This window comes from Mesorhizobium sp. LjRoot246, assembly GCF_964254115.1.
Lineage (GTDB): Bacteria > Pseudomonadota > Alphaproteobacteria > Rhizobiales > Rhizobiaceae > Mesorhizobium.
This window is the reverse complement of the sequence record NZ_CAXUSN020000001.1, coordinates 6,303,353-6,328,050: the sequence shown is the minus strand read 5'-3', so window position 1 is coordinate 6,328,050 and position 24,698 is coordinate 6,303,353. Positions and strand designations below refer to the sequence as shown.

General features: G+C 62.4%; 23 protein-coding genes. 18 read left to right on the top strand and 5 right to left on the bottom strand.

The genetic code is table 11. The annotated features are described in order from the left end of the window. The first annotated feature begins 44 nt into the window (after positions 1-44). The 8 genes from ACSQ3L_RS30605 (at position 45) to ACSQ3L_RS30570 (ending at position 9,696) form a co-directional block, all read left to right on the top strand. Positions 45-503, top strand: coding sequence for a MerR family transcriptional regulator (locus tag ACSQ3L_RS30605; RefSeq protein WP_436163566.1), 459 nt, complete (start codon positions 45-47; stop codon positions 501-503). 327 nt (positions 504-830) lie between these two features. Then, entirely contained in the window at positions 831-2,621 is a 1,791-nt protein-coding gene (locus tag ACSQ3L_RS30600) for an acyl-CoA dehydrogenase (protein WP_436163323.1), read from the top strand. A 119-nt stretch (positions 2,622-2,740) separates the two neighbouring features. Beyond that, on the top strand, positions 2,741-3,910 hold the full coding sequence (locus ACSQ3L_RS30595; RefSeq protein ID WP_436163322.1) for an acyl-CoA dehydrogenase family protein: 1,170 nt from the start codon (positions 2,741-2,743) through the stop codon (positions 3,908-3,910). Positions 3,911-3,994: 84 nt separating this feature from the next. Next, positions 3,995-5,203 (top strand): acetyl-CoA C-acetyltransferase, encoded by a 1,209-nt coding sequence (locus tag ACSQ3L_RS30590; RefSeq protein WP_436163321.1) that lies wholly within the window; start codon positions 3,995-3,997, stop codon positions 5,201-5,203. A 14-nt stretch (positions 5,204-5,217) separates the two neighbouring features. Further along, positions 5,218-7,437 carry a 3-hydroxyacyl-CoA dehydrogenase NAD-binding domain-containing protein gene (locus tag ACSQ3L_RS30585; protein ID WP_436163320.1) on the top strand — a complete coding sequence of 740 codons (2,220 nt, stop codon included), beginning with the start codon at positions 5,218-5,220 and terminating at the stop codon, positions 7,435-7,437. 65 nt (positions 7,438-7,502) lie between these two features. After that, the gene (locus tag ACSQ3L_RS30580; protein WP_436163319.1) at positions 7,503-8,057 is read left to right on the top strand and encodes a thioesterase family protein; all 555 of its coding nucleotides are present in this window, start codon (positions 7,503-7,505) and stop codon (positions 8,055-8,057) included. 115 nt (positions 8,058-8,172) lie between these two features. Continuing rightward, positions 8,173-8,835 (top strand): S24 family peptidase, encoded by a 663-nt coding sequence (locus ACSQ3L_RS30575; RefSeq protein WP_436163318.1) that lies wholly within the window; start codon positions 8,173-8,175, stop codon positions 8,833-8,835. A 9-nt stretch (positions 8,836-8,844) separates the two neighbouring features. Further along, on the top strand, positions 8,845-9,696 hold the full coding sequence (locus tag ACSQ3L_RS30570; RefSeq protein WP_436163317.1) for a thermonuclease family protein: 852 nt from the start codon (positions 8,845-8,847) through the stop codon (positions 9,694-9,696). On the opposite strand, the gene ACSQ3L_RS30565 is transcribed toward ACSQ3L_RS30570, so the two are convergent. Then, complete coding sequence (locus ACSQ3L_RS30565; protein ID WP_436163316.1) at positions 9,662-11,308, bottom strand: lysine--tRNA ligase; 1,647 nt, start codon at positions 11,306-11,308, stop codon at positions 9,662-9,664. The genes ACSQ3L_RS30570 and ACSQ3L_RS30565 overlap by 35 nt on opposite strands. A 189-nt stretch (positions 11,309-11,497) precedes the next feature. Between ACSQ3L_RS30565 and ACSQ3L_RS30560 the strand changes: the two genes are divergently transcribed. Beyond that, positions 11,498-11,905, top strand: a complete 408-nt coding sequence (locus tag ACSQ3L_RS30560) for a tellurite resistance TerB family protein (RefSeq protein WP_436163315.1) — start codon at positions 11,498-11,500, stop codon at positions 11,903-11,905. A 219-nt stretch (positions 11,906-12,124) separates the two neighbouring features. Here the strand turns inward: ACSQ3L_RS30560 and ACSQ3L_RS30555 are convergent, their stop codons facing one another. Then, positions 12,125-12,973 carry a transporter substrate-binding domain-containing protein gene (locus ACSQ3L_RS30555; RefSeq protein WP_436163314.1) on the bottom strand — a complete coding sequence of 283 codons (849 nt, stop codon included), beginning with the start codon at positions 12,971-12,973 and terminating at the stop codon, positions 12,125-12,127. Positions 12,974-13,233: 260 nt separating this feature from the next. Between ACSQ3L_RS30555 and ACSQ3L_RS30550 the strand changes: the two genes are divergently transcribed. From ACSQ3L_RS30550 to ACSQ3L_RS30540, 3 genes are all read left to right on the top strand, one after another. Further along, on the top strand, positions 13,234-13,965 hold the full coding sequence (locus ACSQ3L_RS30550; RefSeq protein WP_292187807.1) for a helix-turn-helix transcriptional regulator: 732 nt from the start codon (positions 13,234-13,236) through the stop codon (positions 13,963-13,965). Positions 13,966-14,062: 97 nt separating this feature from the next. After that, positions 14,063-14,701 (top strand): acyl-homoserine-lactone synthase, encoded by a 639-nt coding sequence (locus ACSQ3L_RS30545; protein ID WP_436163313.1) that lies wholly within the window; start codon positions 14,063-14,065, stop codon positions 14,699-14,701. A 14-nt stretch (positions 14,702-14,715) separates the two neighbouring features. Further along, positions 14,716-15,465 (top strand): enoyl-CoA hydratase-related protein, encoded by a 750-nt coding sequence (locus ACSQ3L_RS30540; protein WP_436163312.1) that lies wholly within the window; start codon positions 14,716-14,718, stop codon positions 15,463-15,465. A gap of 56 nt (positions 15,466-15,521) precedes the next feature. Here the strand turns inward: ACSQ3L_RS30540 and ppk2 are convergent, their stop codons facing one another. Further along, the gene (gene ppk2 / locus ACSQ3L_RS30535; protein WP_436163311.1) at positions 15,522-16,430 is read right to left on the bottom strand and encodes a polyphosphate kinase 2; all 909 of its coding nucleotides are present in this window, start codon (positions 16,428-16,430) and stop codon (positions 15,522-15,524) included. A 220-nt stretch (positions 16,431-16,650) separates the two neighbouring features. Between ppk2 and ACSQ3L_RS30530 the strand changes: the two genes are divergently transcribed. The 3 genes from ACSQ3L_RS30530 to ACSQ3L_RS30520 all read left to right on the top strand — a co-directional run bounded on the left by ACSQ3L_RS30530 (position 16,651) and on the right by ACSQ3L_RS30520 (position 19,860). Further along, a complete protein-coding gene (locus tag ACSQ3L_RS30530; RefSeq protein WP_436163310.1) occupies positions 16,651-17,916 on the top strand; it encodes an ATP-binding protein in 1,266 nt (421 codons plus the stop codon). A gap of 115 nt (positions 17,917-18,031) precedes the next feature. Then, positions 18,032-18,757, top strand: coding sequence for a phosphate signaling complex protein PhoU (gene phoU, locus ACSQ3L_RS30525; protein ID WP_436163309.1), 726 nt, complete (start codon positions 18,032-18,034; stop codon positions 18,755-18,757). Between the two features lie 92 nt (positions 18,758-18,849). Then, positions 18,850-19,860: a magnesium and cobalt transport protein CorA gene (locus tag ACSQ3L_RS30520; RefSeq protein ID WP_436163308.1), complete on the top strand. Its 1,011-nt coding sequence runs from the start codon at positions 18,850-18,852 to the stop codon at positions 19,858-19,860. Between the two features lie 118 nt (positions 19,861-19,978). On the opposite strand, the gene ACSQ3L_RS30515 is transcribed toward ACSQ3L_RS30520, so the two are convergent. Further along, entirely contained in the window at positions 19,979-20,497 is a 519-nt protein-coding gene (locus ACSQ3L_RS30515; protein ID WP_436163307.1) for a GcrA family cell cycle regulator, read from the bottom strand. A 358-nt stretch (positions 20,498-20,855) separates the two neighbouring features. Here ACSQ3L_RS30515 and ACSQ3L_RS30510 point away from each other — a divergent pair, with 358 nt between their 5' ends. From ACSQ3L_RS30510 to ACSQ3L_RS30500, 3 genes are all read left to right on the top strand, one after another. Next, entirely contained in the window at positions 20,856-22,055 is a 1,200-nt protein-coding gene (locus ACSQ3L_RS30510; protein ID WP_436163306.1) for an aspartate aminotransferase family protein, read from the top strand. 17 nt (positions 22,056-22,072) lie between these two features. Then, positions 22,073-22,984 (top strand): ornithine carbamoyltransferase, encoded by a 912-nt coding sequence (argF, locus tag ACSQ3L_RS30505; protein WP_436163305.1) that lies wholly within the window; start codon positions 22,073-22,075, stop codon positions 22,982-22,984. Positions 22,985-23,077: 93 nt separating this feature from the next. After that, positions 23,078-24,109, top strand: a complete 1,032-nt coding sequence (locus ACSQ3L_RS30500; protein ID WP_436163304.1) for an Hsp33 family molecular chaperone — start codon at positions 23,078-23,080, stop codon at positions 24,107-24,109. 45 nt (positions 24,110-24,154) lie between these two features. Here ACSQ3L_RS30500 and apaG read toward each other — a convergent pair whose 3' ends face one another. After that, positions 24,155-24,547, bottom strand: a complete 393-nt coding sequence (apaG, locus tag ACSQ3L_RS30495) for a Co2+/Mg2+ efflux protein ApaG (protein WP_436163303.1) — start codon at positions 24,545-24,547, stop codon at positions 24,155-24,157. Positions 24,548-24,698: the final 151 nt, after the last annotated feature.

Genomic DNA, 24,698 nt, shown 5'->3' with positions numbered 1-24,698 from the left:
CGGTCCAGGACCGCGACGCCACCAGACGGGGAAAGCCAGTGACTATGAAGCTTATCTCGGCCGGCGAGACCGCGGCCAATACCAATATGTCTGTCGAAGCCGGCGAAGATCTTGTCCGCATCGGCGAGATGGCGAAGAAATACGGAGTGACGCTGCGCACGCTGCGTTTCTACGAAGACAAGGGCCTGCTCAACCCGCAGCGTGACGGTTCGACCCGTCTCTACACGCGCCGCGACAAGGCCCGGCTGAAGCTGATCCTGCTTGGCCGCAAGGTCGGGTTCTCGCTGCGCGACGTCAAGCAGATGATGGATCTCTACGATCCTACCGGTTCGAACACCAAGCAGCTCAAGCTCGCGCTGGACAAGTCGGAAAAGCAGCTTGCACGCCTGCAGAAGCAGCGGGCGCTGATCGACGACGCCATTAACGAGCTGAGCGGCTCGATGTCGGCGGTGCGCCAGATGCTGGCCGAACGTTCGGCGCCGCAGGCGAGCGTCGCGAGGTAAGGCAATTTCGGGAAAAGCGTGAAGCAGTTCCGTTCGGAATCGCGTCAAACTCTTCATCCGCCGATTGTCTGATTATCAAAGCCGCGTGGCCCTGCCGCGCGGCTTTTCGTCGTCCTGGCGTTCATCCATCAGCCTTTCGGCTCTGGCTTGCGCGACCCTGCGCCGCTACGCTCACCGCCGCAACGGGCGGGAAATCTTGTCGCATTGAAAAAATTGACGTTTACGCAAACGTCAATTTTTGCTATCCCGCTCCCAGCATGGGTCCGCATGCCGCCCCTGGCTTGTCATCGGGGCGTTCGGACCGGGTTTGCAGGGTGGAGAAAAAGCATGCCGACATACAGGGCTCCGGTCCAGGATACGCTGTTCGTGCTCAACGAGGTGCTGGGCTATCAGCGCTATTCGAACCTTCCCGGATTTTCCGACGCCACGCCCGATGTGCTCGAGGCGATCCTCGCCGAAGGCGCCAAGCTCGCCGAAAACGTCATGCACCCGTTGAACCGTATCGGCGACATGGAGGGCTGCGTGCGTCATGACGATGGCTCGGTGACGACGCCGAAGGGCTTCAAGGAGGCCTTCGATCAGTATCGCGAAGGCGGCTGGATGGGATTGGCCGCACCGGTCGAGTTCGGCGGCCAGGGCCTGCCCTACGCCGTGCACACCGCCGTCGCCGAATATATGGTGTCGGCCAACATGTCGCTGATGATGTATCCGGGCCTGACGCAGGGCGCGATCGCGGCAATCATCACCCACGGCACCGAAGAGCAGAAGGCCAAGTGGCTGCCCAGGATGATCGAAGGCGCCTGGACCGGCACCATGAACCTGACCGAGCCGCATTGCGGCACAGATCTCGGCCTGCTGCGCACCAAGGCGGTGCCGAATGGCGATGGTACCTATAAGATTTCAGGCCAGAAGATCTTCATCTCGGCCGGCGAGCACGACATGTCGGATAACATCGTCCATCTGGTGCTGGCCCGCATCGAGGGCGCGCCGGAAGGCGTCAAGGGCATCTCGCTGTTCATCGTGCCGAAGCTCAAGCTCGACGCATCGGGCAATCCGGGCGCCAGGAACACTGTCTCCTGCGGCTCGATCGAGGAGAAGATGGGCATCCACGGCAATTCGACCTGCGTCATGAACTATGACGAGGCGCAAGGCTCGCTGCTCGGCGAGGCCAATGGCGGCCTGAAGGCGATGTTCACCATGATGAACGAGGCGCGCCTTGGCGTCGGCCTGCAGGGGCTGTCGCTGTCGGAGATTGCCTACCAGAATGCCGTCGCCTACGCCAAGGACCGCTTGCAGGGCCGCTCGCTGTCGGGGCCGAAGGCGCCGGACAAGAAGGCCGACCCGATCATCGTCCATCCCGACATCCGCCGCAGCCTGATGACCATGAAAGCCTTCAACGAGGCCGGCCGCGCGCTGGCACTGTGGACGGCGATCAAATCCGATATCGCCCACCGCTCCGGCGACGACAAGGACCGCCAGGCCGCCGACGACTACACCGGCCTGATGACGCCGGTGGTCAAGGGCGTGCTCACCGACAAGGGGTTCGACCACGCCGTCATGGCGCAGCAGGTGTTCGGCGGTCACGGCTATATCGAGGAGCATGGCATGAGCCAGTTCGTGCGCGATGCCCGCATCGCCATGATCTATGAAGGCGCCAACGGCATCCAGGCGCTCGACCTCGTCGGCCGTAAGCTCGGCCTGAATGGCGGCCGCGCCGTGCAGGCCTTCTTCAAGGAGGTCGGCGAATTCTGCGAGGAGAACCGCGCCGACGAGAAGATGGCGCCGTTCACCAAGACGCTGAAAAAGGGCCTCAACGATCTGCAGGCCGCCACCATGTGGCTAGTGCAGAACGGCATGGCCAAGCCTGACAATGCCGGTGCCGCCTCGACCGACTACATGCATCTCTTCGGCCTCGTCGCGCTGGGCTATATGTGGGCGCAGATGGCCAAGGCGGCACTTGGCAAGACGGACGCCAATGGCGCTCAGTCGTTCTACGACAACAAGGTTGTGACGGCTCGCTTCTTCATGGAGCGGATCATGCCGGAGACATCGGCGCACCTCGCCCGCATTTCGAGTGGCGCCGACACTTTGATGGCACTGCCGGCGGAAGCGTTCTAAAGATGATCGGCGTCCCCCTCCCCCTTGAGGGAAGGGTGGCCCGAAGGGCCGGGTGGGGTCCTGCGTGAAGCGCGCCGACCTCACCTCTGAAGATGCGCTCTGGGAGGAGTATCACAAGCATGACCAACCCCGCTGAAATCCTGAACCTCCCCAAGCCCGCCTGGGCGGCGGACGAAGTCGGCATGCTCTACGACATGGCGCACCGCTTCATGTCGGAGGAGATCGCACCGCGTTACGACGAGTTCGAGAAAAACGAGATGGTCGATCGCGAAAGCTGGCTGAAGGCAGGTTCCGCCGGCCTGCTCTGCGCCTCGATGCCGGAGGAGTATGGCGGCTCTGGCGGCACCTTCGCGCATGAGAGCGCCATCATCGAGGCCATCGGTCATGTCGGTGTCGACGGCTTTGGCATTGGCCTGCACAATTCGATCGTCGCGCCCTACATCCTCCACTACGGCTCAGAGGAGCAGAAGAAGAAATGGCTGCCGAAGCTGGCGACCGGCGAGTTGATCGGCGCCATCGCCATGACCGAGCCCGGCGCCGGCTCCGACCTGCAGGGCGTCAAGACGCGGGCTGAGAAGGATGGCAACCAGTACAAGATCAACGGCTCCAAGACCTTTATCACCAACGGCCAGCTTGCGAACTTCATCATCGTCGTCACCAAGACCGACCCGGAGAAGGGCGCCAAGGGCACCTCGCTGATCGTCGTCGAAACCGATGAGGTCGAAGGGTTCGAGCGCGGTCGCAACCTCGACAAGATCGGCTTGAAGGCCAACGACACGTCGGAGCTGTTCTTCAGCGACATGCGCGTGCCGACCTCCAATCTGCTGGGCCATGAAGAGGGGCAGGGCTTTGTCCAGCTGATGCAGCAATTGCCGCAGGAGCGGCTGCAGATCGGCACTGGCGCCATCGCCATGATCGAGCGGGCGCTGGCGCTGACTATCGACTATGTCAAGGAGCGAAAGGCGTTCGGCAAGGCAATCATCGAGTTCCAGAACACCCAGTTCAAGCTGGCCGAACTGAAGACCGAGGCCACCATCGGCCGCGTCTTCTACAATGATTGCGTCACCCGCCACATCGCCGGCGGCCTCGACCCGGTGACCGCGTCGATGGCCAAATACTGGCTCAGCGACCTGCAGGGAAAAGTCGTCGACGAATGCCTTCAATTGCATGGCGGCTATGGCTACATGAATGAATATCCGATCGCCCGCATGTTCCGCGACGCTCGCGTCCAGCGCATCTACGGCGGCACCAACGAGATCATGAAATTGCTGATCGGACGCTCGCTCTAATGCATGTCGCTCAAAAGTGGTTCCGGTTTCGGGAAATCGACATGCATCAGTCTAAAGCCGTTCGATAAACCAGGGAGCAAGAAAATGGCTGAAGCTTATGTCTATGACGCCGTGCGCACGCCGCGCGGCAAGGGCAAGAAGGACGGATCGCTGCACGAGGTGCCGGCGGTGCGGCTTGCCGCCAAGACGCTCGAGGCGTTGCGCGACCGCAATGGATTGGACACCGGCAATGTAGATGACATCATCTTCGGCTGCGTCGACCCGGTCGGCGAGGCGGGTTCGGTCATTCCGCGTGCTGCTGCCTTCGAGGCCGGCTACGACACCAAGGCGCCCGGCATGCAGATATCGCGCTTCTGCGCTTCCGGGCTCGATGCCATCAATTTCGGCGCTGCAAAGATCGCGCAAGGCGCCGATGAGATCGTCATCGCCGGTGGCGTCGAATCGATGTCGCGCGTCGGCATGGGTGCCTCCGGCGGCGCCTGGTTCATGGATCCTTCGGTTGGCCTGCCTGGTTGGTTCGTGCCGCAAGGCATCTCGGCCGACCTGATTGCCACCAAATATGGCTTCTCGCGCGACGACGTCGACGCCTATGCGGTCGAGAGCCAGAAGCGTGCCGCCAAATCCTGGGCCGACGGCCGTTTCAAGAAGTCCGTCATCACGATCAAGGACCAGAACGGCCTGACCATCCTCGACCATGACGAGCATATGCGCCCGTCGACCGATATGCAGTCGCTGGCCTCGCTCAATCCGTCTTTCGTCATGCCCGGTGAAATGGGCGGCTTCGATGCTGTCGCCGTGCAGAAGCACCCCGAGGTGGAAGAGGTCAATCACGTCCACCATGCCGGCAATTCGTCCGGCATCGTCGATGGCGCAGCAGCCGTGCTGCTCGGTTCGAAGAAGGCCGGCAAGGCGATGGGGCTGAAGCCGCGCGCCCGCATACGCACCTTCGCCAACATCGGCTCCGAACCGGTGCTGATGCTGACCGGTCCGGTCGACGTCACCGAGAAGCTGCTGAAGCGCGCCAAGATGAAGCTCTCCGACATCGACCTGTTCGAGCTCAACGAAGCTTTCGCCTCGGTGGTGCTGCGCTACATGCAGGCGTTCGATATCGAGCATGACAGGATCAACGTCAATGGCGGTGCCATCGCCATGGGCCATCCGCTCGGCGCCACCGGCGCGATGATCTTCGGCACGGTGCTGGACGAGCTCGAGCGTCGCGATCTCAACACCGCTTTGGTGACGCTGTGCATCGGTGCCGGCATGGGCACCGCAACCATCATCGAACGCGTCTGACGGGGAGAGAAACGATGAGCTACACCAATTTCACCCTCGACATCGACGCCGACGGCATTGCGCTGGTCACCTGGGACATGCCCGGCCGTTCGATGAACGTCTTCACCGAAGAGGCGATGCGGGAGCTGAATGCCATCGTCGACAAGGTGGCAGGTGACGCCGCCATCAAGGGCGCGGTGATCACCTCCGGCAAGGACGCCTTCTCCGGCGGCGCCGACATCACGCTGCTGCAGAAGATGCTGACGACCTTCGCCGCGGAAAAGGGCAAGGACGCCGAAAAGGCCACCAAGGCGCTGTTCGACAATGCCGGCATGATGACCGGCCTGTTTCGCAAGCTGGAAACCTGCGGGAAGCCGTGGGTGTCGGCGATCAACGGCACCTGCATGGGCGGTGCCTTCGAGATGTCGCTGGCCTGCCATGGCCGCGTTGCCGCCGACAGCGACAAGGTGAAGATGGCGCTTCCCGAGGTGAAGATCGGCATCTTTCCGGGCGCCGGCGGCACCCAGCGCGTGCCGCGGCTGACCGACCAGCAGCAGGCGCTGCAGATGCTGACCTCCGGCCAGACATTGTCGCCGCAGAAGGCCAAGTCGATGGGCCTGATCCATGAAATCGCCGAGCCGGCCAGACTGGTCGAGACCGCCAAGGCGATGATCAGGAACGGCCTGAAGCCGGTGGCGCCATGGGACGAGAAGGGTTTCAAGCTGCCCGGTGGCCAGATCTATTCGCCCGCAGGCTTCAATCTGTGGCCGCCGGCCATCGCCATCCTGCGTCGCGAAACCTATAGCAATTATCCGGCTGCCGCCGCGATCCTCAAATGCGTCTATGAAGGCCTGCTGGTGCCGTTCGACACCGCCTTGCGCATCGAGCAGCGCTATTTCACCGAGATAATGCAGACCAAGGAAGCGGCTGCGATGATCCGCTCGCTGTTCGTGTCGCTGCAGGAATTGAACAAGGGCGCTCGCCGCCCGGCCGGCGTGCCCGAAACCAAATTCAAGAAGGTCGGCATTCTCGGCGCCGGCTTCATGGGCGCCGGCATCGCCTATGTCACCGCCAAGGCCGGCATCCCGGTGGTGCTGCTCGACCGCGACATGGAGTCGGCCGAGAAAGGCAAGGCGCATTCCGACGGCCTGATCTCGGATCAGCTGAAGAAGGGCCGCGCCAAGCCGGAGGACAAGGACAAATTGCTGTCGCTGATCACGCCGACGGCCGACTATGCCGACCTTGTGGGCTGCGATCTGGTGGTCGAGGCCGTGTTCGAGGATTCCGGTGTCAAGAAGGCCGCCACCGAACAGGCGGAAGCCGTTCTGAAGCCATCGGCGATCTTCGCGTCGAACACCTCGACCATTCCGATCACCGGACTGGCGAAGAATTCGGCACGGCCGAAGAATTTCATCGGCATCCATTTCTTCTCGCCGGTCGACAAGATGATGCTGGTCGAGATCATTTTGGGCAAGAAGACCGGCGACAAGGCGCTGGCCACCGCCATCGACTTCGTCCGTGCCATCAAGAAGACGCCGATCGTCGTCAACGACACGCGCGGCTTCTACGTAAACCGCTGCGTGCTGCGCTACATGTCGGAAGCCTACAAGATGCTGATAGAAGGCGTGCCTGCGCCGATGATCGAGAACGCTGCGAAAGCCGCCGGCATGCCGGTCGGTCCCCTGGCGCTGACCGACGAGACGGCCATCGACCTTGCCCAGAAGATCATGAAGCAGACCATCAGGGATCTCGGCGATAAGGCGGTCGATCCGAAGCAGATGGCGCTGATCAACACCATGGTCGACACCCACGGCCGCTTCGGCCGCAAGAACGGCAAGGGTTTTTACGACTATCCGGCCAAGCCTGCCAAGAAGAAGCTGTGGCCGGGGCTGAAGGACCTCTATCCGCAACTCGCACCCGAGAAGGTCGATTACGAGGAGCTGCAGCAGAGGCTCTTGGTCACCATCGCGCTGGAGGCGGCCCGGGTGATGGAAGAGAGCATCGTTACCGACCCGCGCGAGGCCGATGTCGGGTCGATCCTGGCTTTCGGCTTCGCGCCCTATACCGGCGGCGCGCTGTCCTACATCGACGGCATCGGCGCCAAGGCATTCGTCAAGATCGCCAAGGGTCTGCAGAAGAAATACGGCGCCGAGTTCAAGGCACCCAAGCTTCTGCTCGACATGGCCGAGAAGGGCGAGACCTTCTACCAGCGCTTCGATCCCTACGCGAAAGGCGACGTGAAGCAGGCAGCCTGACGCATGGGTGAAATCAGGCGTCTTGCAGCGACCTTTGCGCGTCCAAGCGGACACGGGGTGCTGTAATGTATGTCTGGGCGCGCATGGTGCGCATGATGGCCACGGCACGCAGCCGTGGCCCCTATGTGATGGGTGGCGAAGGCCGGCTGGCTTTCCGCTGCCTGCCGACCGACATCGATTTCAACATCCATCTCAACAATGCGCGCTACATGATGCTGGCCGATCTCGGCCGCATCGACCTGTTTGTTCGCGCAGGCCTCATCACGCTGGCGAGGAAGCATGGCTGGGCGCCGATGATGGGCGGGCTGCAGGCGGTCTATGCACGCGAGATCAGGCTGTGGCGCCGCTTCGAAGTGGTGTCCTCGATCGAGACCTGGGAAGGCACCCAGGTTGTCGGCAAGCACCGCTTCGTCCTCGACAATGGCGAGACTGCCGCGTTGATCCTGACGACAGCCGGCGTCTACGATCGCAAGGCTCGCAACTTTCTTGAGATTGACAAGGTCGTTGCGGCACTTGGTCGTGCCGTGAACCCGCGGCCACCGACGCAAACGGAGCGGATTTTCATGACATCGCACCAGGGTCTGCGCAACTTGGCCAAGGGTGTCGATCGATCCCGGTAATCGGACTTTCCGCGATCGACGGGAATGTTTGCAACCACTCCACGACCGGTGGACAAAACGACATTCCGAGACTAGAAGGGAAAGGTATTTTTTCCTGCACCAAAGGAGAGCGAGCATGCTCTCGCACGACCGAGTCTGGGCTGCCATCGATGCTCTTGCCAAGCGCTATTCGCTTTCGGCTTCGGGTCTGGCCAAGCGTGCGGGGCTCGATTCCACTGCCTTCAACAAGTCGAAGCGTTTGTCGTCGGATGGCCGACCGCGCTGGCCTTCGACCGAATCACTGGCCAAGATCATCGAGGCGACGGGCGCCTCGCTCGACGAATTCACCGGCCTGATCGAAGGCCGGTCCGGGATCGGCAATGGTGCTTCGACCGACGCCTCGGTTGCCCGTAGGCGCTCGGTGCCGTTGCTCGGCTTTGCCCAGGCCGGCGCCGGCGGCTTCTTCGACGATGCCGGCTTTCCAGTCGGGCAGGGCTGGGATCTGGTCGAACTTCCGGCGCAGTCGACCGAGAGTTCCTATGCGCTGCAGGTGCAGGGCGATTCCATGCTGCCGCTCTACCGCAATGGCGACGTCCTGATCGTCGAACCGGGCGCCATCACCCGCAAGGGCGACCGCGTCGTCGTCAAGACCACCGGCGGAGAGGTGATGGCCAAGGTGCTCGAGCGCCAGACCGTCAAGTCGATTGCGCTGGCCTCGCTCAATCCCGATCATCCCGACCGCGATATTCCCATGCGCGATGTCGAATGGGTGGCGCGGATCGTCTGGGCAAGCCAGTAGGTCAAGCTGGTGCGGCCCCTTCATCATGCCCTGGCGGTTCTGATGGTCCCGGTGATGGCCGCTATGGTCGTCGCAGGCGGACGCACGCTGAAAGGAAGCGACAGCGTCGTCACGCTGGACCAGATTGATACGGGCGCCGATACGATCTCGCAGCAGGGCGCCGAAACGGTGCCCGATGAGCCGGCCACCTCAGCCATAGCAGCTACGCAGCCGCCAAAGCCGGCGCAGCATTCGAGGGCGATCGATCCTGAAATCATTGCCCCACCGGAACAGCCCGCCGAGGGGCTTGAACGGGTCGAGCCGCGCGAGCCGTTGAGCAAACTTGCGTTGGCCGTGCCGCCCAAGCCCAAAATGCCCGACGATTGGAACGGCACAAAGCTGTTCCAGCCGGTTGCGCCGGCCGCCGGCCTGATCGAGGCGAAAGGCTACTCGGTCGCGGTTTCCGGCATCGACATCGTCGGGCAGGACGAGACCTGCAGCGAGGACGGCAAATCCTGGCCGTGCGGTGTTCGCGCGCGGACGGCATTCCGCGCCTTTCTGCGCGGCCGCGCGGTGGTCTGCACGGTGCCGCCGCAGGGTGGCCGCGACCTGATCGCCGCCGAATGCCGGATCGGCAAGCAGGATGTCGGTCAGTGGCTGGTCGAAAACGGCTGGGCGCGCGCCGCCAAGGGCGGCCCCTATATCGAGGCCGGCGACAAGGCGCGGACGGCGAAGAAGGGCATTTTCGGATCGGCGCCTGATCTGTCCGGCATGCCGGCGATGCCGGCCGCGCCAAGCCCAGCGCCTCAGGCGCCGGGTTCGATCCTGGAAGAGGTCGACGGCGTGCTCAAGCCAGCTGACCAGCCAGCGCCCGCCCAATGAGCGCACGCGTCTCCGCAATACCATAGAGCGCGGCGAACGATCCGAAGCGCGGACCGCGCTCCTGGCCGATCAGCACCTGGTAGATCATCTGGAAGAAGGCGCCCGATACGCCGGGGCCGCCTTCCGGGCTCTGCTTGGAATGGTCCTGATAGCGCTCGATCTTGCGCGCGACATTGAGCGAAGCGTTCTGGATCGCTTCGCCATTGGCGTCCGCCGGCAGCGCGCCAAGTGCTTCGTCGAGAGCCGCCAGCGCCTCGCGCTCGACCTCGTCTGCCGGCCGGAAGGTCTTCGTCGGCTTCACGAAATCGTCGAAATAGCGGATCGCATGGCCGACCAGCCGGTCGAGTTCGGGATGCGTCTTCGGTGTGACCCCCACCGTATGGCGCGAGATGAAGCCCCACAGCACGTCCTTGTTCTGGGCATTGGAAGCGCTGACCAGATTGAGCAGCAGCGAGAACGGCACCGGCATGTCGATCGCGGGCGGGTTGCCGTCATGCATATGCCAGACCGGGTTGCCCAGCCGTTCCTTCCAGTCCTGCCTGGGATACGCGGCGAGGAAGGTATAGTATTCGTCCACCGCCCTCGGGATGACGTCGAAATACAGCTTCTTGGCTTGCCGCGGCCGCTGGTACATGTAGAGCCCGAGGCTTTCGGTCGGCGCGTAGGTCAGCCAATCGTCGATGGACAGCCCGTTGCCCTTGGACTTCGAGATCTTCTGGCCGTTCTCGTCGAGGAACAGTTCGTACACGAAATGCTCCGGCGCCCGTCCGCCCAGAATGTTGCAGATGCGGTCGTAGACCACAGCATTGGTCTGGTGGTCCTTGCCGAACATTTCGAAGTCGACGCCAAGCGCTGCCCAGCGCATGCCGAAATCCGGCTTCCATTGCAGCTTCACGCGGCCGCCGGTGATCGAAAGCGTGGTCTCGGTGCCCTCGTCGTCGAAGGTGATGGTGCCGGCCTTGGCGTCGACATGCTTCATCGGCACGTAAAGCACGCGGCCGGTCTTCGGCGAAATCGGCAGGAACGGGCTGTAGGTCGCCTGCCGCTCGGAGCCGAGCGTCGGCAGCATCACCGCCATGATCTGGTCGTAGCGTTCGGCGGCGCGCAGCAGCATCGCGTCGAAGCGGCCGGACTTGTAGTATTGCGTCGCACTAGCGAATTCGTAGTCGAAGCCGAACGTGTCGAGGAAGCGGCAAAGCATCGCGTTGTTGTGGTCGGCGAAGCTTGCATACTCTCCACCGAAGGGATTGGGGACCGACGACAGCGGCTTGTGCAAATGCGGCTCGAGTGCGGCGCGGTCCGGCACGCTGTCGGGTATCTTGCGCATGCCGTCCATGTCGTCGGAAAAGCACAGCAGCTTGGTCGCAACCTTGTCCTGCGTCAGGACACGGAAGGCATGGCGCACCATCGATGTGCGCGCCACCTCGCCGAACGTGCCGATATGCGGCAGGCCGGATGGCCCGTAGCCGGTCTCGAACAGGATCGTTTGCGGAAAGTCAGCGCCTTTGTAGCGCTCGATGATCTTTTTGGCTTCCTCGAACGGCCATGCCTTGCTCTCGGTCGCAGCCGCCAGCAGCTCGGGATTGAGATCGATGATGTTTGATCCCGCCATGTCACAGTTTTCCAAATCATTCGTCGGCCCAATCGTTCGAAGCCAAATCACTCGAAGAAGGGGCCGCGCCAAGGGGTTTTCAACCGGTCTCTAGGCGTGCGGCGCCGGAGCGTCAACGCGTGCAGCGCTTTTTCCTTGCGGTGCCGATAGTGCGTTCCTACCTTCGAGACCCGGTTCAAGGAGAAAAAATTGCCGACGCCGCATGAAGCCCTTATTTACCTGATGGTCATCACCTCGGCCTCCGATCGCGACATGACCGACGTCGAACTGGCGCGGATCGGCGACGTCGTCCGCTCATGGCCGGTATTCGAGGATTTCAACCACGACAGGCTGGTCGGCGTCGCCCAGGACTGCCAGAAGCGCCTGCACGAAAAGGACGGGCTGGAAGGCGTTCTGGCTGAAGTCGCCGAGGCACTGCCCGAGCGGTTGCGCGACACCGCCTATGCCGCCGCCTTCGAGGTGGCCGCCGTCGATCTCGAAATGCGCATGGAAGAAGTGCGGGTGCTGCAGCTGATCCGGCGTCAGCTCGATCTCGACACGCTGACGGTCGCCGCCATCGGCCGTGCCGCCAAGGCGCGGCTGCGCACGCTGACCTGAAAGCCCTTGGCCGGGCGCTGTTGAGATTCAGGTCAGGCCGAGTCGAGAATGGCGGTTTGCGAGAACCGGAGCGGAGCGTACTTAAAGTACGTGAGCACCGGCCTACGCCGGCCGTAGCCTTGACTGCCACGACCACTCATAAGTGCTTCGGCCGGCGAAGGCTGGAAGCGCAGGAAACCACCGTTCGCAGGCCGGCATCACCTGAATATCAGCAGCGCCCTAGAAAAAACTGACCGGGAAATAGCGCAGATAAAATTCGGCGAACGTGCCTTTCATCGAAATCTCCTGCAGCGCGTAGTCGAACGCGGCGGCCAGCGCCGGATTGTCTGCTTTGGTGGCGATCGCCATGCCTGAGCCCAGATATTCAGGCGCCAGGTACGGACCGCCGGCGAAACGGCAGCAGCCCGCTGCGTCCGAGCCGCCCAGCCAGAAGGCCAGGCGCATGCCGTCGCCGAAGGCGGCGTCGACCTTGCTGGACTTGAGATCGGCATAGAGGTCTTCCGGCCTGTCGAAGGGGACGACTTGAACGGTGCTGAAATAGTCGCGCAGCATGCGCTCATGCGCTGAGCCCGATATCACGCCGACACGCTTGCCGTGCAATTTGTCAAAGACCGGCTCGGTCAGCGCCTTGCTCTTGCGCATGATGAAGCGTGCCGGAAACTGCAGATAGGAGCGCGAGAAGGCATAGGTCGCGCGCGAATCCGGCGTTGCGGCGATGCCGGCGATGATCGCCTCGCCTTCGCCTTTCTGCAGTGCGCCTTCCAGTTCGGCCCAGGGCAAGGCCTGGATCTGGCATTTTTCGACGATGCCGAGTTCGGCGCAGATGGCGCGTGCCAGATCGATGTGGAAACCGGACAGCTTTCCCGAGCCGTCGAGGAAATTGAAGGGCGGGAAATCCGTGGTGGTCAGGAATCTCAGCCGGGGAAGCGCCGAGAGATCCGGCTTAGGCAGCCGCTCCTTGGTATCCCACAGCACCGGAACCTGGGGTCCCGCGGCGCGTGCACCATCGGCGAACGACAGCAATCCGATCAGCATCGCAAGAGCGAAGGACCTCCACTGGAACACCAAGATAAAACTCCGCCACCGTCGTGCTCGCGCCGGTTCTCGTACGAAAATGGGACAGGCACAATGGTTTTTGATTTCAACACGCCGATTTAAGGATATGATTTAGCCGGATTGCAAATCAGCTTTGGCCGCCTTGGTGAGAAGATCAAGGTCGGGAACCATAGAATAAGAATGCGATTTGCAATCCGTGGTCGCTGGCGAAGTGTAAATCAGGCACGCATCATCGGCCGCAATGAATCAGGCAACATGGGGTTGATGTTGCGATGGGTCAATTCGATCGCACGCTGGAATTCATAGACCAACTGCAGCACGCCTCAACGGCGGCGGCGGTCTGCGAAAAGCTGCTGGGCATAACGTCGGATTTCGGTCTTACCGCGCTGATGGCGGGAACCGTGCCGCAGCCGGGCACGCCGGCCGGCCAGCAAAAGCAGCATGTGCTTCTCTGCGATTGGCCCGGCGAGTGGCTGGAGCGCTATGTCGCACGCAACTATGTCGATCACGACCCGGTCGTCAGCCATATGAAACAGCTGCAGGCGCCGTTCCAATGGCGAGAGGCGTCGCAGAGCATCCGCATAGACAAGAGCAGCGGCGAAGTGATGGGCGATGCCGGCGCCTTCAAATTGCGTGATGGGCTGGCCTTCCCTTTGATCACGCTCGACGGCCAGATCGTCATGGTGTCGCTGGGCGGCGAGGCCGTGGAATTGTCCGCTGCCGAGTTCGGCCAGGTGTCGTTGGTGTCGACCTACGCGGTTGGCCGCGCCATGCAACTGCACACCATGGCGAGCAAGACCATCGATCATATCGTGCTGACGCCGCGCGAGCGCGAATGCCTGCAATGGGCCGCCGTCGGCAAGTCCGAATGGGAGATTTCGCAAATCCTCGGCATCTCCGAGCACACCTCGGAGAAACATCTTCTTAACGCCAAAAGCAAACTCGGTGCCGTCAACCGGGTGCAAGCCGTCGCGGAAGCGATACGACGCGGCTACATTAGTTAGGTCGGCCGTGCCGGCCTAGCAATTCTTGCCTACGCGATCACGCAATTTTCTCATCGAAGCACGGCCGTATCTTCCTCTGAACACAGGAGACATCGGCATGCTTTTTTCCCTCACAACCCAGGAATTGATGGAACGTCCCGACCTTTGGGAGGCAGTCCATCGGCTGCGCTACAAGATATTCGTGGAGGAGATGGGGTGGGATGATCTCAGGCGCCCGGACGGACTCGAGCTCGACCAGTTCGATCATGACGAGGCCGTCCATCAGATCGTCATCAGGGGCAACGAAGTCGCGGGCTATCAAAGGATGTTGCCGACCACGCGGCCTCATCTGCTGACCGAGGTCTTGACCGACCTTTCCGAAGGAACGCCGCCATCGGGTCCAAACATCTGGGAATTGACTCGCTATGCGGTGGCTCCCGCCTTTCGCGATGGCCGCCGCGGCGTCTCGACCGTCGGCACCGAATTGATCGCCGGCTTCGTCGAGTGGGGGCTGAAGCGCGGCGTCGACAAGGTGATCATCGAGTTCGAGCCGATGTGGGTGCTGCGCGCATTGCAGCTGCATTTCCTGGCAACCCCGCTGGGCTATCAGCGCACCTATGGCAACCAGCAGGTCGTGGCCACCCTGCTTACCTTCAATGAGCACACGCTCGATGTGGTGCGTTCGCGCCGCAATCATTTTGCTCCCGTGCTGACCAGGGGATATCCCGACATGCTCGGGCAAAGGCGTGCGTCGTGAGATCGGAGACAGTCATGAGCACACACCCGCAACCTGAACTTCGCAACCACACGCTGGTGGTCACCGTGTCGTCGACCGATGGTCGGCCGGTGCTGGACAGGAGAGCCTATGAAAGCCTGGCAAGGACCTTCCATGAAGCCGCCGACAATGAGGAGGTCCGCGTCGTCGTGCTGCGCGGCCTCGCTGGCTGTTTCTGTCTCGGCGGCGACTTCTCCGAATTCCTCGATGCCACCAAGCACCAGAAGCTGATCGCCGCCGTCACCGACCTGTTCCGCACGCTGGCGACGTTTCCCAAGCCCATCCTTGCCTGCGTCGACGGCGATGCGGTCGGCGTCGGCTGCACCATCCTGTTCCATTGCGACATGGTGATCGCGTCCGATGAAAGCAGCTTCCGGGTGCCGTTCGTCGATTTTGGCCTGGTGCCGGATGCCGCGACCAGTATCCTGGCGCCGCAGAAGCTCGGCTATGCCGGTGCCTTCCGCTTCTTCTGCCTCGGTGACACGCTTCGCGCCGAGGACGCCAAGGCGCTCGGCCTCGTCGCCGAGATCGTGCCGGGCGGCAGCGTCGAGGAAGCGGCCCTCGGCAGGGCGAGACAGCTTGTCAAGAAACCGGTTGCTGCCCTGCTGCAGACGCGCGGCCTGCTCAAGGGGAATACCCAGGCGCTCTGCGACCGCATCGATCAGGAGATTTCGCTTTTCCAGCAGGCACTCCAGGACGACACCACGCTGCGGCGATTGCAGCGGATTGCCCGGCTCGCCGCCTGAGCGAATGCGTCAAGCAATACGCGCCGCGCGGCCTTGGTCGCGCGGCGCAAGGAGCGTCAGTCCTGTTTTCCCAGGAAGGACGGTCCTTCGCCGATGATCTTCTTGTCTTCCTTGCCGATCACGTCGAGATCGCGCCCCTCATAGGGCAGCGACAACAGGATGCGGCGCATGACCGCCAGCCGCGCGCGCCGCTTGTCATTGGCGCGCACGATGATCCACGGCGCGAATTCCTTGTGGGTGTGCTCGAACATGGTGTCGCGCACCTTTGTGTAGTCGTCCCACTTGGTGATGCCGGCAACGTCGATGGGCGAAAACTTCCAGCTCTTCAGCGGGCTGTAGCGGCGGTCGTGAAAGCGCTCTAGCTGCGTCTCCCGGCCGATGTTCAGCCAGAACTTGAGGAAGTAGATGCCCTCGTTGGAGATCATCCGCTCGAAATGCGGCGTCTCGTCGAGAAACTGCTCGTGCTGCTGGGGCGTGCAGAAGCCCATCACCGGCTCGACGCCTGCGCGGTTGTACCAGGATCGGTCGAAGGTGACGAACTCGCCCGATGTCGGGAAATGGTCGACATAGCGCTGATAGTACCATTGCCCCATCTCTGTCGGGGTCGGCTTCGTCAGCGCCACGTTGCGTGCCGTGCGCGGGTTGAGATACTGGCGCACCACGAAGATGGTGCCGCCCTTGCCGGCAGCGTCGCGGCCCTCGAACAGCGCCATCACCCGTTTGCCGGTCGACTGCAGCCAGGCCTGCGCCTTGACCAGCTCGATCTGCAACGTCTCGAGTGTCTCGTCATACTCGTCGCTTTTCATCTTCTTGTCGTAGGGATAGCCGCCTGCGGTCAGCTTGTTGTCCTCGACCCAGTCGGGAAGCACGGGGTTTTCGATGTCGAACTCCCGCTCCTTGCCATCGATCCTGATCTTCAGCGGTCCCGAAGTCGGCGTGGCGGAGTTTTCCTTGGTTTTTTTCATCGAGACGAACCCTTCTAACCCTCTGGACTCATGCTATTGGGAGCCACTAGAGCGCCGCGCGCCGTTTGGACTCGCAAAGGACGCTGTAGCACTTTTAATTTGCGCATGATCCTTTCCGAAAATCGATTCCCGATTTTTGGGTCATGCGGCAAGCGGTCCAGCGGAAGTTTTCGTTGCCGCCCGACCGGTGGGAAGACATGGGACGCGGGCGCGCGAGCGAATGACCAATCTGGACGCAGAGCAGAAAGGTGCGGCGCAGACCATGGCCGCCCGGCTGTGGAACAGCCGCTGGCTGCTCGCGGCCGGTATTGTTGCGGTTCTCGCTGTTTATGCCTTGGCCGCGATTTCAGCCTATGTCGTCCTTGCGGCGCTGCTCTTGCTGCTTGCCGCGGCAATACTGCCGGTCGCCGGCGCGCGCCAATCCACCGAGAGCGGCGCTGCCATCGAGGCCATCGGCTTGCAGCGGCTCTCCGGTGAATACCTGGCCGCCGCCGTCGCCGATCCGCTGATCATCTTCGATCGGACCGCCACCATCGTGCATGCAAATGCCGCCGCTTTCGCCGCCTTCGGCGGGATCGCGCCGGGCATATCTTTGTCTTTGAAGTTCCGGGCACCGGAAATGCAGGCTCTGCTGGATGGCGTGCTGTCGGGCGATGTCGCCTCCGATGTCGTAGACTATACGGAGAAGCTGCCGGTCGAACGGGCTTACCGGGTGAGCGCATCCTCGGTCGGTCACGCCACCGATCTCTATGTGCTGGTGTTCAAGGACCAGAGCGAAGCGCGCAGGATCGACCGCATGCGCGCCGATTTCATCGCCAATGCCAGCCACGAACTGCGCACGCCGCTGGCCTCCATTGCCGGCTTCATCGAGACGCTGCGCGGGCCGGCCCGCAACGATCCGGCGGCGCGCGACCAGTTCCTGCAGATCATGCAGAGCCAGACCGGCCGCATGGCGCGTCTAATCGATGATTTGTTGTCGCTGTCGCGGCTCGAGATGAAGCCCTATCTGAAGCCGGGAACCGAGGTCGATCTGCGCGAGACCGTCGACAGCGTCATCGACTCGCTCGGTCCGCTGGCCAGGGAAAACAGCGTTGCCATCGAGCGGGACTATGCCGATGGGCCGCTCGATGTGCCGGGCGATCGCGACGAGCTTTTCCAGGTTTTCGAGAACCTCCTGGAAAACGCCTGCAAATACGGGCAGTCGGGCGGGCGCGTGATGGTGTCGATCGCGCACAGCGATGCCGGATCAGAGCCGGGCATCGACGTGACGATCAAGGACTTTGGCCCCGGCATTCCCGAAGAACACATCCCGCGCATCACCGAGCGCTTCTACCGTGTCGATGTCGAGACGAGCCGCACCCAGAAAGGCACCGGCCTTGGCCTGTCGATCGTCAAGCATATCCTGACGCGCCACAACGCCAGGCTCTCGATCAAGTCCGGGGTCGGACAGGGCGCCGCCTTCTCGGTTCATTTGCCGACGCACTGAAACCGCCCTAGTTTTCCAGCAGGCCGTTTCTTTTTTCTGTCATCTGGCTAGCGTATCAGCGGGGATTCGAGGAAACGACTCAAAGTTAAAACACCCCGTGGGAAGGCATTTTGCCATGCAGTCCGTGCACATCGTCAGCGCCTATGACGAAGAGCTGAAATATCTGTCGAAGCGCATCGCCGCCATGGGCGGCCACGCCGAGCGCATGGTCGAGCAGGCGATCACCGCTCTCGTCAATGCCGACCCAAGCCTCGCCCAGAAGGTCATCCGCGATGACTCCGTACTGGATGAGGGTCAACGCGAAATCGACGACAAGGCGATCATCATCATCGCCAGGCGGCAGCCGATGGCAACGGATCTGCGCGAGATCGTCGGGACCATTCGCATCTCCGCCGACCTCGAACGGGTTGGTGATCTCGCCAAGAACGTTGCCAAGCGAGTGGTCGCCGTCACCGACGGACGCCAGCCGACCAGCTTGTTCCGCGGCCTCGAGGCCCTGACCAACCTGGCGCTGACCCAGCTCAAGGACGTGCTCGACGTCTATGCGTCTCGCTCGGTGGAGAAAATCGGCTTTGTTCGCGATCGCGACGACCAGATCGACGCCATGTACACATCGCTGTTTCGTGAATTGCTGACCTACATGATGGAAGATCCGCGCAACATCACGCCCTGTACGCATCTGCTGTTCTGCGCCAAGAACATCGAGCGTATCGGCGATCACGCCACCAACATTGCCGAGACCATCTACTATATCGTCACCGGCGAACAGATGCCGGCCGAGCGGCCCAAGGGCGACAAGACCGACAAGATCAGCCTTTCTTCGACATTGCCGGTTAATTGAACGTCGCGCTCTCGAACCGTCACCCGAATTACGCTAAGCTTTCCGGGCTTTTACCTCTATCCTCGTCCGTGGGTTTGCTTCGGGAGGCCGTGATGGAAAATGTTCGGAACCTGAGCCCGGTGTCTGCGCCGGCGTCCGGCATTATCGCTTGCGGCGTCTACACGGCCGGGCGCCGTATCGCAGACATTCCCATCGAGGAAGCCGGCGAATGGGCAAAAAAGTCCGGTCATGTTGTCTGGATTGGCTTGCTCGAGCCCGACCGCAACCTGCTGTTGCGCGTCCAGGCGCAGTTTCACCTGCATGAGCTGGCGATCGAGGATGCCGAGCACCCGCATCAGCGGCCGAAGATCGAGCAATATGGCGACGCCCTGTTCATCGTCGCCCGCACCGCCCAGCTTATCGACGGGCGGGTCACCTTCGGCGAGACCCATTTGTTCGTCGGCTCGGGCTACATCGTCAGCGTCAGGCACGGCCCTTCGACATCCTATGCCGCCGTTCGTCAACACTGGGAAAGCTGCCCGCATTCGCTGGCCAAGGGCGAGGATTTCGTTCTCTACGCCATTCTCGATTTCATCGTCGACAACTACATGCCTGTGCTCGAGCAGATCGAGGACGAGGTCGAGGCGATCGAGGACAAGATCCTGCTGAAGCCGATGACCGGTCCCGACATCGAGCGGCTCTATATGCTGCGCCGCGATCTTTTGCGCCTGCGCAATGCGGCGCTTCCGCTGGTCGAAGTCTGCCGCCGGCTGACCAGCGCCGAGCTGCCGCAGATCCATACGGCCATGCATCCGTTGTTTCGCGACGTCACCGATCACATCCGCACGGTCCAGGAAAAGATCGACAGCCTGCGCGAGGTGCTGGCGTTCGCTTTCGAGGCAAGCCTTCTGGTCGGCCAGAGTCAGGAAACGGCGAACACCAAGAAGCTCGCCTCCTGGGCCGCCATCCTGGCGGTGCCAACGGCGCTCGCCGGCATCTACGGCATGAATTTCAACGACATGCCGGAACTCAGGATGGAATATGGCTACCCGATAGTGCTGGCCACAATCGCGCTGATCTGTGCGTTTCTCTACTGGCGGTTTAGGAAGAATGGGTGGCTGTGAAAAGCATAGCGAATAGCGAATAGGGAGTAGCGAATAGGGAATAAAAAACGGCTTGCTTCCTGTCACAGAGGCCAAGCCGTTTCTATTCGCTATTCGCTATTCGCTATTCGCTATTCGCTCAACGGCTCCGCCGCCGCTCCGATGCCGGCTGGAACGCCACGCGGGCGTGGTACTTGCAGTACGGTCCAGTTTCGGCGGCCTCGTTGCCGCAGAAATGGAAGTCCTCCGAAAGCGGGTCGCCGTTCGGCCATTTGCAGGTCCGCTCGGTCAGCTCGACGAGCTGCAGGTGCCGCGAGATCGGCAACACGACATTTTCGACCGGACGGATGTAGTGGCGTGCCACCGGTTCGGCATCGAACTGCGTCTGCAAGGCCGTTGCGCCGATCGATGTCGTGACATGGCGTGCAGCACTTGCGGCGCGCGACACCGATTTCTGAACGGTCGATCCTTGCGCTGCCTTCTTTTGGCGTGCCGGCGCGGCGGTCGAGCGTCCTCGGCCCGACAGTTTCAGCCGATGCACCTTGCCGATGACCGCATTGCGGCTGACCCCCCCAAGCTGCGCAGCAATCTGGCTTGCGCTCAGACCCTCCGACCACAGTTTCCTCAAGAGTTCTACCCGCTCGTCAGTCCAGTTCATGAGACCGCGCTCCTGCTAAGCGTGCGGCAATCGGAATCCACTCCCGACCCGGCAAAATTTGCCGGGGCAGACACCACATATATCTGGTGATTAGGTCCGCCGCACGAAATCTAGTTATTTCTCGACTACAACTACTATATGCGCTGACTCGGTGACAAGAGTCCCAAGTGCAACACGAATCGGTTTTTTCGGTTTTCCCCAACTTGCCCGGTCGCTTATGAGCCGGCGTCTCGTCAGAGGGCTTGCCGCGCGTCACTACGCGACGTTTTCGTTGACTTCATGGCCGAAAAACACGATAAGCCGCACAGGCCGCCGCTTTGGCGGCTTTTTTGATTTTCCGGTACCGGAGACGCATATAATGAGCGGTTCGGCGCTTTACGAGACCTTTGCTCGCGCACCCCTGGCCTTCGACCACGGGGAAGGCACCTGGCTGGTTACCGACAAGGGCGAGCGATATCTCGACTTCGCCGGCGGCATAGCCGTCAATTCGCTGGGCCACAGCCACCCGCATCTGGTCGCAGCACTCACCGAGCAGGCCGCCAAGCTTTGGCATGTTTCCAATCTCTACGAGATTCCGGGGCAGAGCCGGCTTGGCGAGCGGCTGGCTGACGCCACCTTCGCCGACAAGGTGTTCTTCACCAATTCGGGCGCCGAGGCGCTGGAGTGCGCGATCAAGACGGCACGGCGCTACCATTTCGTCAAAGGAAATCCCGAACGCTTCCGCGTCATCACCTTCGAAGGCGCCTTCCATGGCCGCACGCTGGCGACTATCGCGGCCGGCGGCCAGTACAAATATCTCGAAGGCTTCGGCCCCAAGGTCGAAGGTTTCGACCAGGTCGGTTTCGACGACATCGACGCCGCCGAAAAGGCGATCACGCCGGAGACGGCCGCCATCCTGATCGAACCGGTGCAGGGCGAGGGCGGTATCCGCCCGGTGCCGACGCAATCGCTGAAGCGGCTGCGGCAATTGTGCGAGCAGCACGGCCTGCTGTTGATCTACGACGAGGTCCAGTGCGGCATTGGCCGAACCGGCAAGCTGTTCGCGCATGAATGGTCCGGTGTCACGCCCGACATCATGGCGATCGCCAAGGGCATTGGGGGCGGTTTTCCGATGGGCGCCTGCCTTGCCACCGATGAAGCGGCCGTCGGGATGACCGCAGGCGTGCATGGCACCACGTTCGGCGGCAACCCGTTGGCCATGGCCGTCGGCAACGCCGTGCTCGATGTCGTTCTGGAAGACGGCTTCCTCGAAGACGTCCAGCGCAAGGCGCTGCTGATGAAGCAGGGACTGGCATCGGTCGCCGACGAGTTTCCCGAGGTCATAGAGGACATCAGGGGCGCCGGACTGATGCTCGGCCTCAAATGCGCCATGCCCAACACCAAGGTGAACATGGCACTGCGCGACCAGCACCTGCTGGCGGTTCCGGCCGGCGACAACGTCATTCGACTGCTGCCGCCACTCACCGTCACCGATGCCGAGATCCACGACGCGCTCAACCGCATCCGCGCCGGCGCCAAAGGCCTGGCGGAGGCGATCGCCGCCGCCGCTGCGAAGTAATCCCGGAACCATTGCCGATGTCAGTTCGCCATTTCACCGATCTTTCCGCCGTCTCCGAAGGCGATCTGCGCTTCATGCTGGACGATGCGGTGGTACGAAAGGCGCGCCTCAAGGCCGGCGAGCGGACCAAGCCGCTCGAAGGCAAGGTGCTGGCGATGATCTTCGACAAGCCGTCGACGCGCACGCGCGTGTCCTTCGACGTCGGCATGCGTCAGCTTGGCGGCGAGACCATCATGCTGACCGGCACCGAGATGCAGCTCGGCCGCTCCGAGACCATTGCCGACACCGCCAAGGTGCTGTCGCGCTATGTCGACGCCATCATGATCCGCACCACCTCGCATGTGCGGCTGCTGGAGCTGACCGAGAACGCTACCGTGCCGGTGATCAACGGACTGACCGACGACACCCATCCCTGCCAGCTGATGGCCGACATCATGACCTTCGAGGAGCATCGCGGTCCGGTCGCCGGCAAGACCATCGCCTGGACCGGCGACGGCAACAATGTGCTGCATTCCTTGCTCGAGGCCTCGGCCCGGTTCCGCTTCAACCTCAACGTCGCCGTTCCCGAAGGCAGCGAGCCGGCGCAGAAGCATATCGACTGGTCGCAGGCGCATGGCGGCAAGCTGCACTTCACCCGCTCGCCCGAGGAAGCCGTCGATCAGGCCGACTGCGTCGTCACCGATTGCTGGGTGTCGATGGGCCAGGAGCATCGCGCCCGCGGCCACAACGTGTTCTCGCCCTACCAGGTCAACGCCAAGCTGATGGCCAGGGCCAAGCCGGACGCGCTGTTCATGCACTGCCTGCCGGCGCATCGCGGCGAGGAAGTGACCGACGAGGTCATCGACGGGCCGCATTCGGTGGTCTTCGACGAGGCCGAGAACCGGCTCCATGCCCAGAAGGCCGTGCTCGCCTGGTGTCTCCGCGCTTGATCTCTGGGAGCTTGATCTGCGGGGTTGTGATGCCTATTTGCGCCGCATCACGCAAATCAAGCGCGTTTCGACGCATGCGCCCCGGAGGGCGGCATGGCCGCGCCCCGGAGCTTTGTCATGTTGGAAACCTATCAAGTGACTGAACATCACCCCAAACTCGGCGAATTCGGCTACGCCGGCGACGATCACGTCGTGCCGTTCGAGGTCGGCCCGCTCGATGTGCGCGGCCGCACCGTACAGCTCGGGCCGATGCTCGACGCCATCCTCGGCCGTCACGATTATCCCGAGCCGGTCGCCCGCCTGCTGGCCGAGGCTTGTGTGCTGACGGTGCTGCTCGGCACTTCGCTCAAATTCGAGGGCAAATTCATCCTGCAGACCCGCACCGACGGGCCTGTCGACATGCTGGTCGCGGATTTCTCCACGCCCTCGGCATTGCGCGCCTATGCGCGTTTCGATCCCGACCGGCTGGAATCGCTGGTCGCGGCGGGCGAAACCTCCCAGCAGACGCTGCTCGGCAGCGGCGTTCTCGCGCTGACCATCGATCAGGGCGCTCATACGCAGCGCTATCAGGGTATCGTCCAGCTCGATGGCGAGACGCTGGAGGATGCGGCACGCACCTATTTCCGTCAATCGGAGCAGATTCCGACCGATATCAGGCTGTCGGTGGCCAAGCTGCTGACGCCCGGCCCCGGCGGTGCTCGTGAGCAATGGCGCGCCGGTGGCATCCTGGCGCAGTTCCTGCCGCAGTCGCCCGAGCGCATGCGCGTGCCGGACCTGCCGGGTGGCGATGGCGATCCGCGCGAGGAGATCCACGATCCGGCCGACAATTCCTGGCAGGAGTTGCTGGCGCTGCTCGGCACCATCGAGCCGACCGAGCTGATCGACCCGACGATCGGCGCCGAGCGGCTGCTCTACAGGCTGTTCCACGAGCATGGCGTGCGCGTCTTCGGCGGCGTTCCGGTCGCCGACCAGTGCTCGTGCTCGCGGGACAAGATCCGTGGCATCCTCGAGGGTTTTTCCGCGCAGGAGATCAAGGACAGCACCGAGGACGGCGGCATCCACGTCGCCTGCGAATTCTGCTCGAAGCAATATGACTTCGATCCGGCGGAATTTGCGGCCCAGTAAAGAAAACCACGCCTCACCGGTCGCTTCGCGGCCGGTGAGGCGAAACTAATTCACCGTCCGCCGCGTCCCCGGCAGGTCGAGTGAGAACGCGGGGATGGCGATGTCGAACGTCTCGCCCCGGTTGTTGCGCATCGTGTAGTGCCCGACCATGATGCCGGACGGTGTCGAGAGCGGGCAACCGGACGTATACTGGTAGCTGTCGCCGGGATTGAGTTCAGGCTGGTCGCCGACGACGCCGGGGCCTCGCACCTCCTCGACCCGGCCGGTGCCGTCGGTGATGTGCCAATAGCGCGACAATAGCTGCACGAAATCGTCCGACTGGTTGTCGATCGTTATCTGATAGCCCCAGACATAGCGGTTCTCGGCCGGATCCGAGCGGTCCTCCAGATAGAACGGCCTGACCTGAACTTCGATGTTGCGCGTGACGGCGCTGTACATAAGCGGCTCCAAAAAACGGCTTCGGCGGAACTTTCGGCGCTCCGTGCGATTAGGTCAACGGACCGCGGCCTTCTCCGGCCGACATCGTGGGCAGGTGCCGACAAAGAATGTCATTTAAGTGACATATGATAATGATGGTGTGCGCGGACTG

What these genes read in the sequence shown, in the direction of transcription:
- ACSQ3L_RS30605 (WP_436163566.1), top strand. Translation starts at nt 45, where the DNA reads ATGAAGCTTATCTCGGCCGGCGAGACCGCGGCCAATACCAATATGTCT.
- ACSQ3L_RS30600 (WP_436163323.1), top strand. Translation starts at nt 831, where the DNA reads ATGCCGACATACAGGGCTCCGGTCCAGGATACGCTGTTCGTGCTCAAC.
- ACSQ3L_RS30595 (WP_436163322.1), top strand. Translation starts at nt 2,741, where the DNA reads ATGACCAACCCCGCTGAAATCCTGAACCTCCCCAAGCCCGCCTGGGCG.
- ACSQ3L_RS30590 (WP_436163321.1), top strand. Translation starts at nt 3,995, where the DNA reads ATGGCTGAAGCTTATGTCTATGACGCCGTGCGCACGCCGCGCGGCAAG.
- ACSQ3L_RS30585 (WP_436163320.1), top strand. Translation starts at nt 5,218, where the DNA reads ATGAGCTACACCAATTTCACCCTCGACATCGACGCCGACGGCATTGCG.
- ACSQ3L_RS30580 (WP_436163319.1), top strand. Translation starts at nt 7,503, where the DNA reads ATGTATGTCTGGGCGCGCATGGTGCGCATGATGGCCACGGCACGCAGC.
- ACSQ3L_RS30575 (WP_436163318.1), top strand. Translation starts at nt 8,173, where the DNA reads ATGCTCTCGCACGACCGAGTCTGGGCTGCCATCGATGCTCTTGCCAAG.
- ACSQ3L_RS30565 (WP_436163316.1), bottom strand. Translation starts at nt 11,308, where the DNA reads ATGGCGGGATCAAACATCATCGATCTCAATCCCGAGCTGCTGGCGGCT.
- ACSQ3L_RS30550 (WP_292187807.1), top strand. Translation starts at nt 13,234, where the DNA reads ATGGGTCAATTCGATCGCACGCTGGAATTCATAGACCAACTGCAGCAC.
- ACSQ3L_RS30545 (WP_436163313.1), top strand. Translation starts at nt 14,063, where the DNA reads ATGCTTTTTTCCCTCACAACCCAGGAATTGATGGAACGTCCCGACCTT.
- ACSQ3L_RS30540 (WP_436163312.1), top strand. Translation starts at nt 14,716, where the DNA reads ATGAGCACACACCCGCAACCTGAACTTCGCAACCACACGCTGGTGGTC.
- ppk2 (WP_436163311.1), bottom strand. Translation starts at nt 16,430, where the DNA reads ATGAAAAAAACCAAGGAAAACTCCGCCACGCCGACTTCGGGACCGCTG.
- ACSQ3L_RS30530 (WP_436163310.1), top strand. Translation starts at nt 16,651, where the DNA reads ATGACCAATCTGGACGCAGAGCAGAAAGGTGCGGCGCAGACCATGGCC.
- phoU (WP_436163309.1), top strand. Translation starts at nt 18,032, where the DNA reads ATGCAGTCCGTGCACATCGTCAGCGCCTATGACGAAGAGCTGAAATAT.
- ACSQ3L_RS30520 (WP_436163308.1), top strand. Translation starts at nt 18,850, where the DNA reads ATGGAAAATGTTCGGAACCTGAGCCCGGTGTCTGCGCCGGCGTCCGGC.
- ACSQ3L_RS30515 (WP_436163307.1), bottom strand. Translation starts at nt 20,497, where the DNA reads ATGAACTGGACTGACGAGCGGGTAGAACTCTTGAGGAAACTGTGGTCG.
- ACSQ3L_RS30510 (WP_436163306.1), top strand. Translation starts at nt 20,856, where the DNA reads ATGAGCGGTTCGGCGCTTTACGAGACCTTTGCTCGCGCACCCCTGGCC.
- argF (WP_436163305.1), top strand. Translation starts at nt 22,073, where the DNA reads ATGTCAGTTCGCCATTTCACCGATCTTTCCGCCGTCTCCGAAGGCGAT.
- ACSQ3L_RS30500 (WP_436163304.1), top strand. Translation starts at nt 23,078, where the DNA reads ATGGCCGCGCCCCGGAGCTTTGTCATGTTGGAAACCTATCAAGTGACT.
- apaG (WP_436163303.1), bottom strand. Translation starts at nt 24,547, where the DNA reads ATGTACAGCGCCGTCACGCGCAACATCGAAGTTCAGGTCAGGCCGTTC.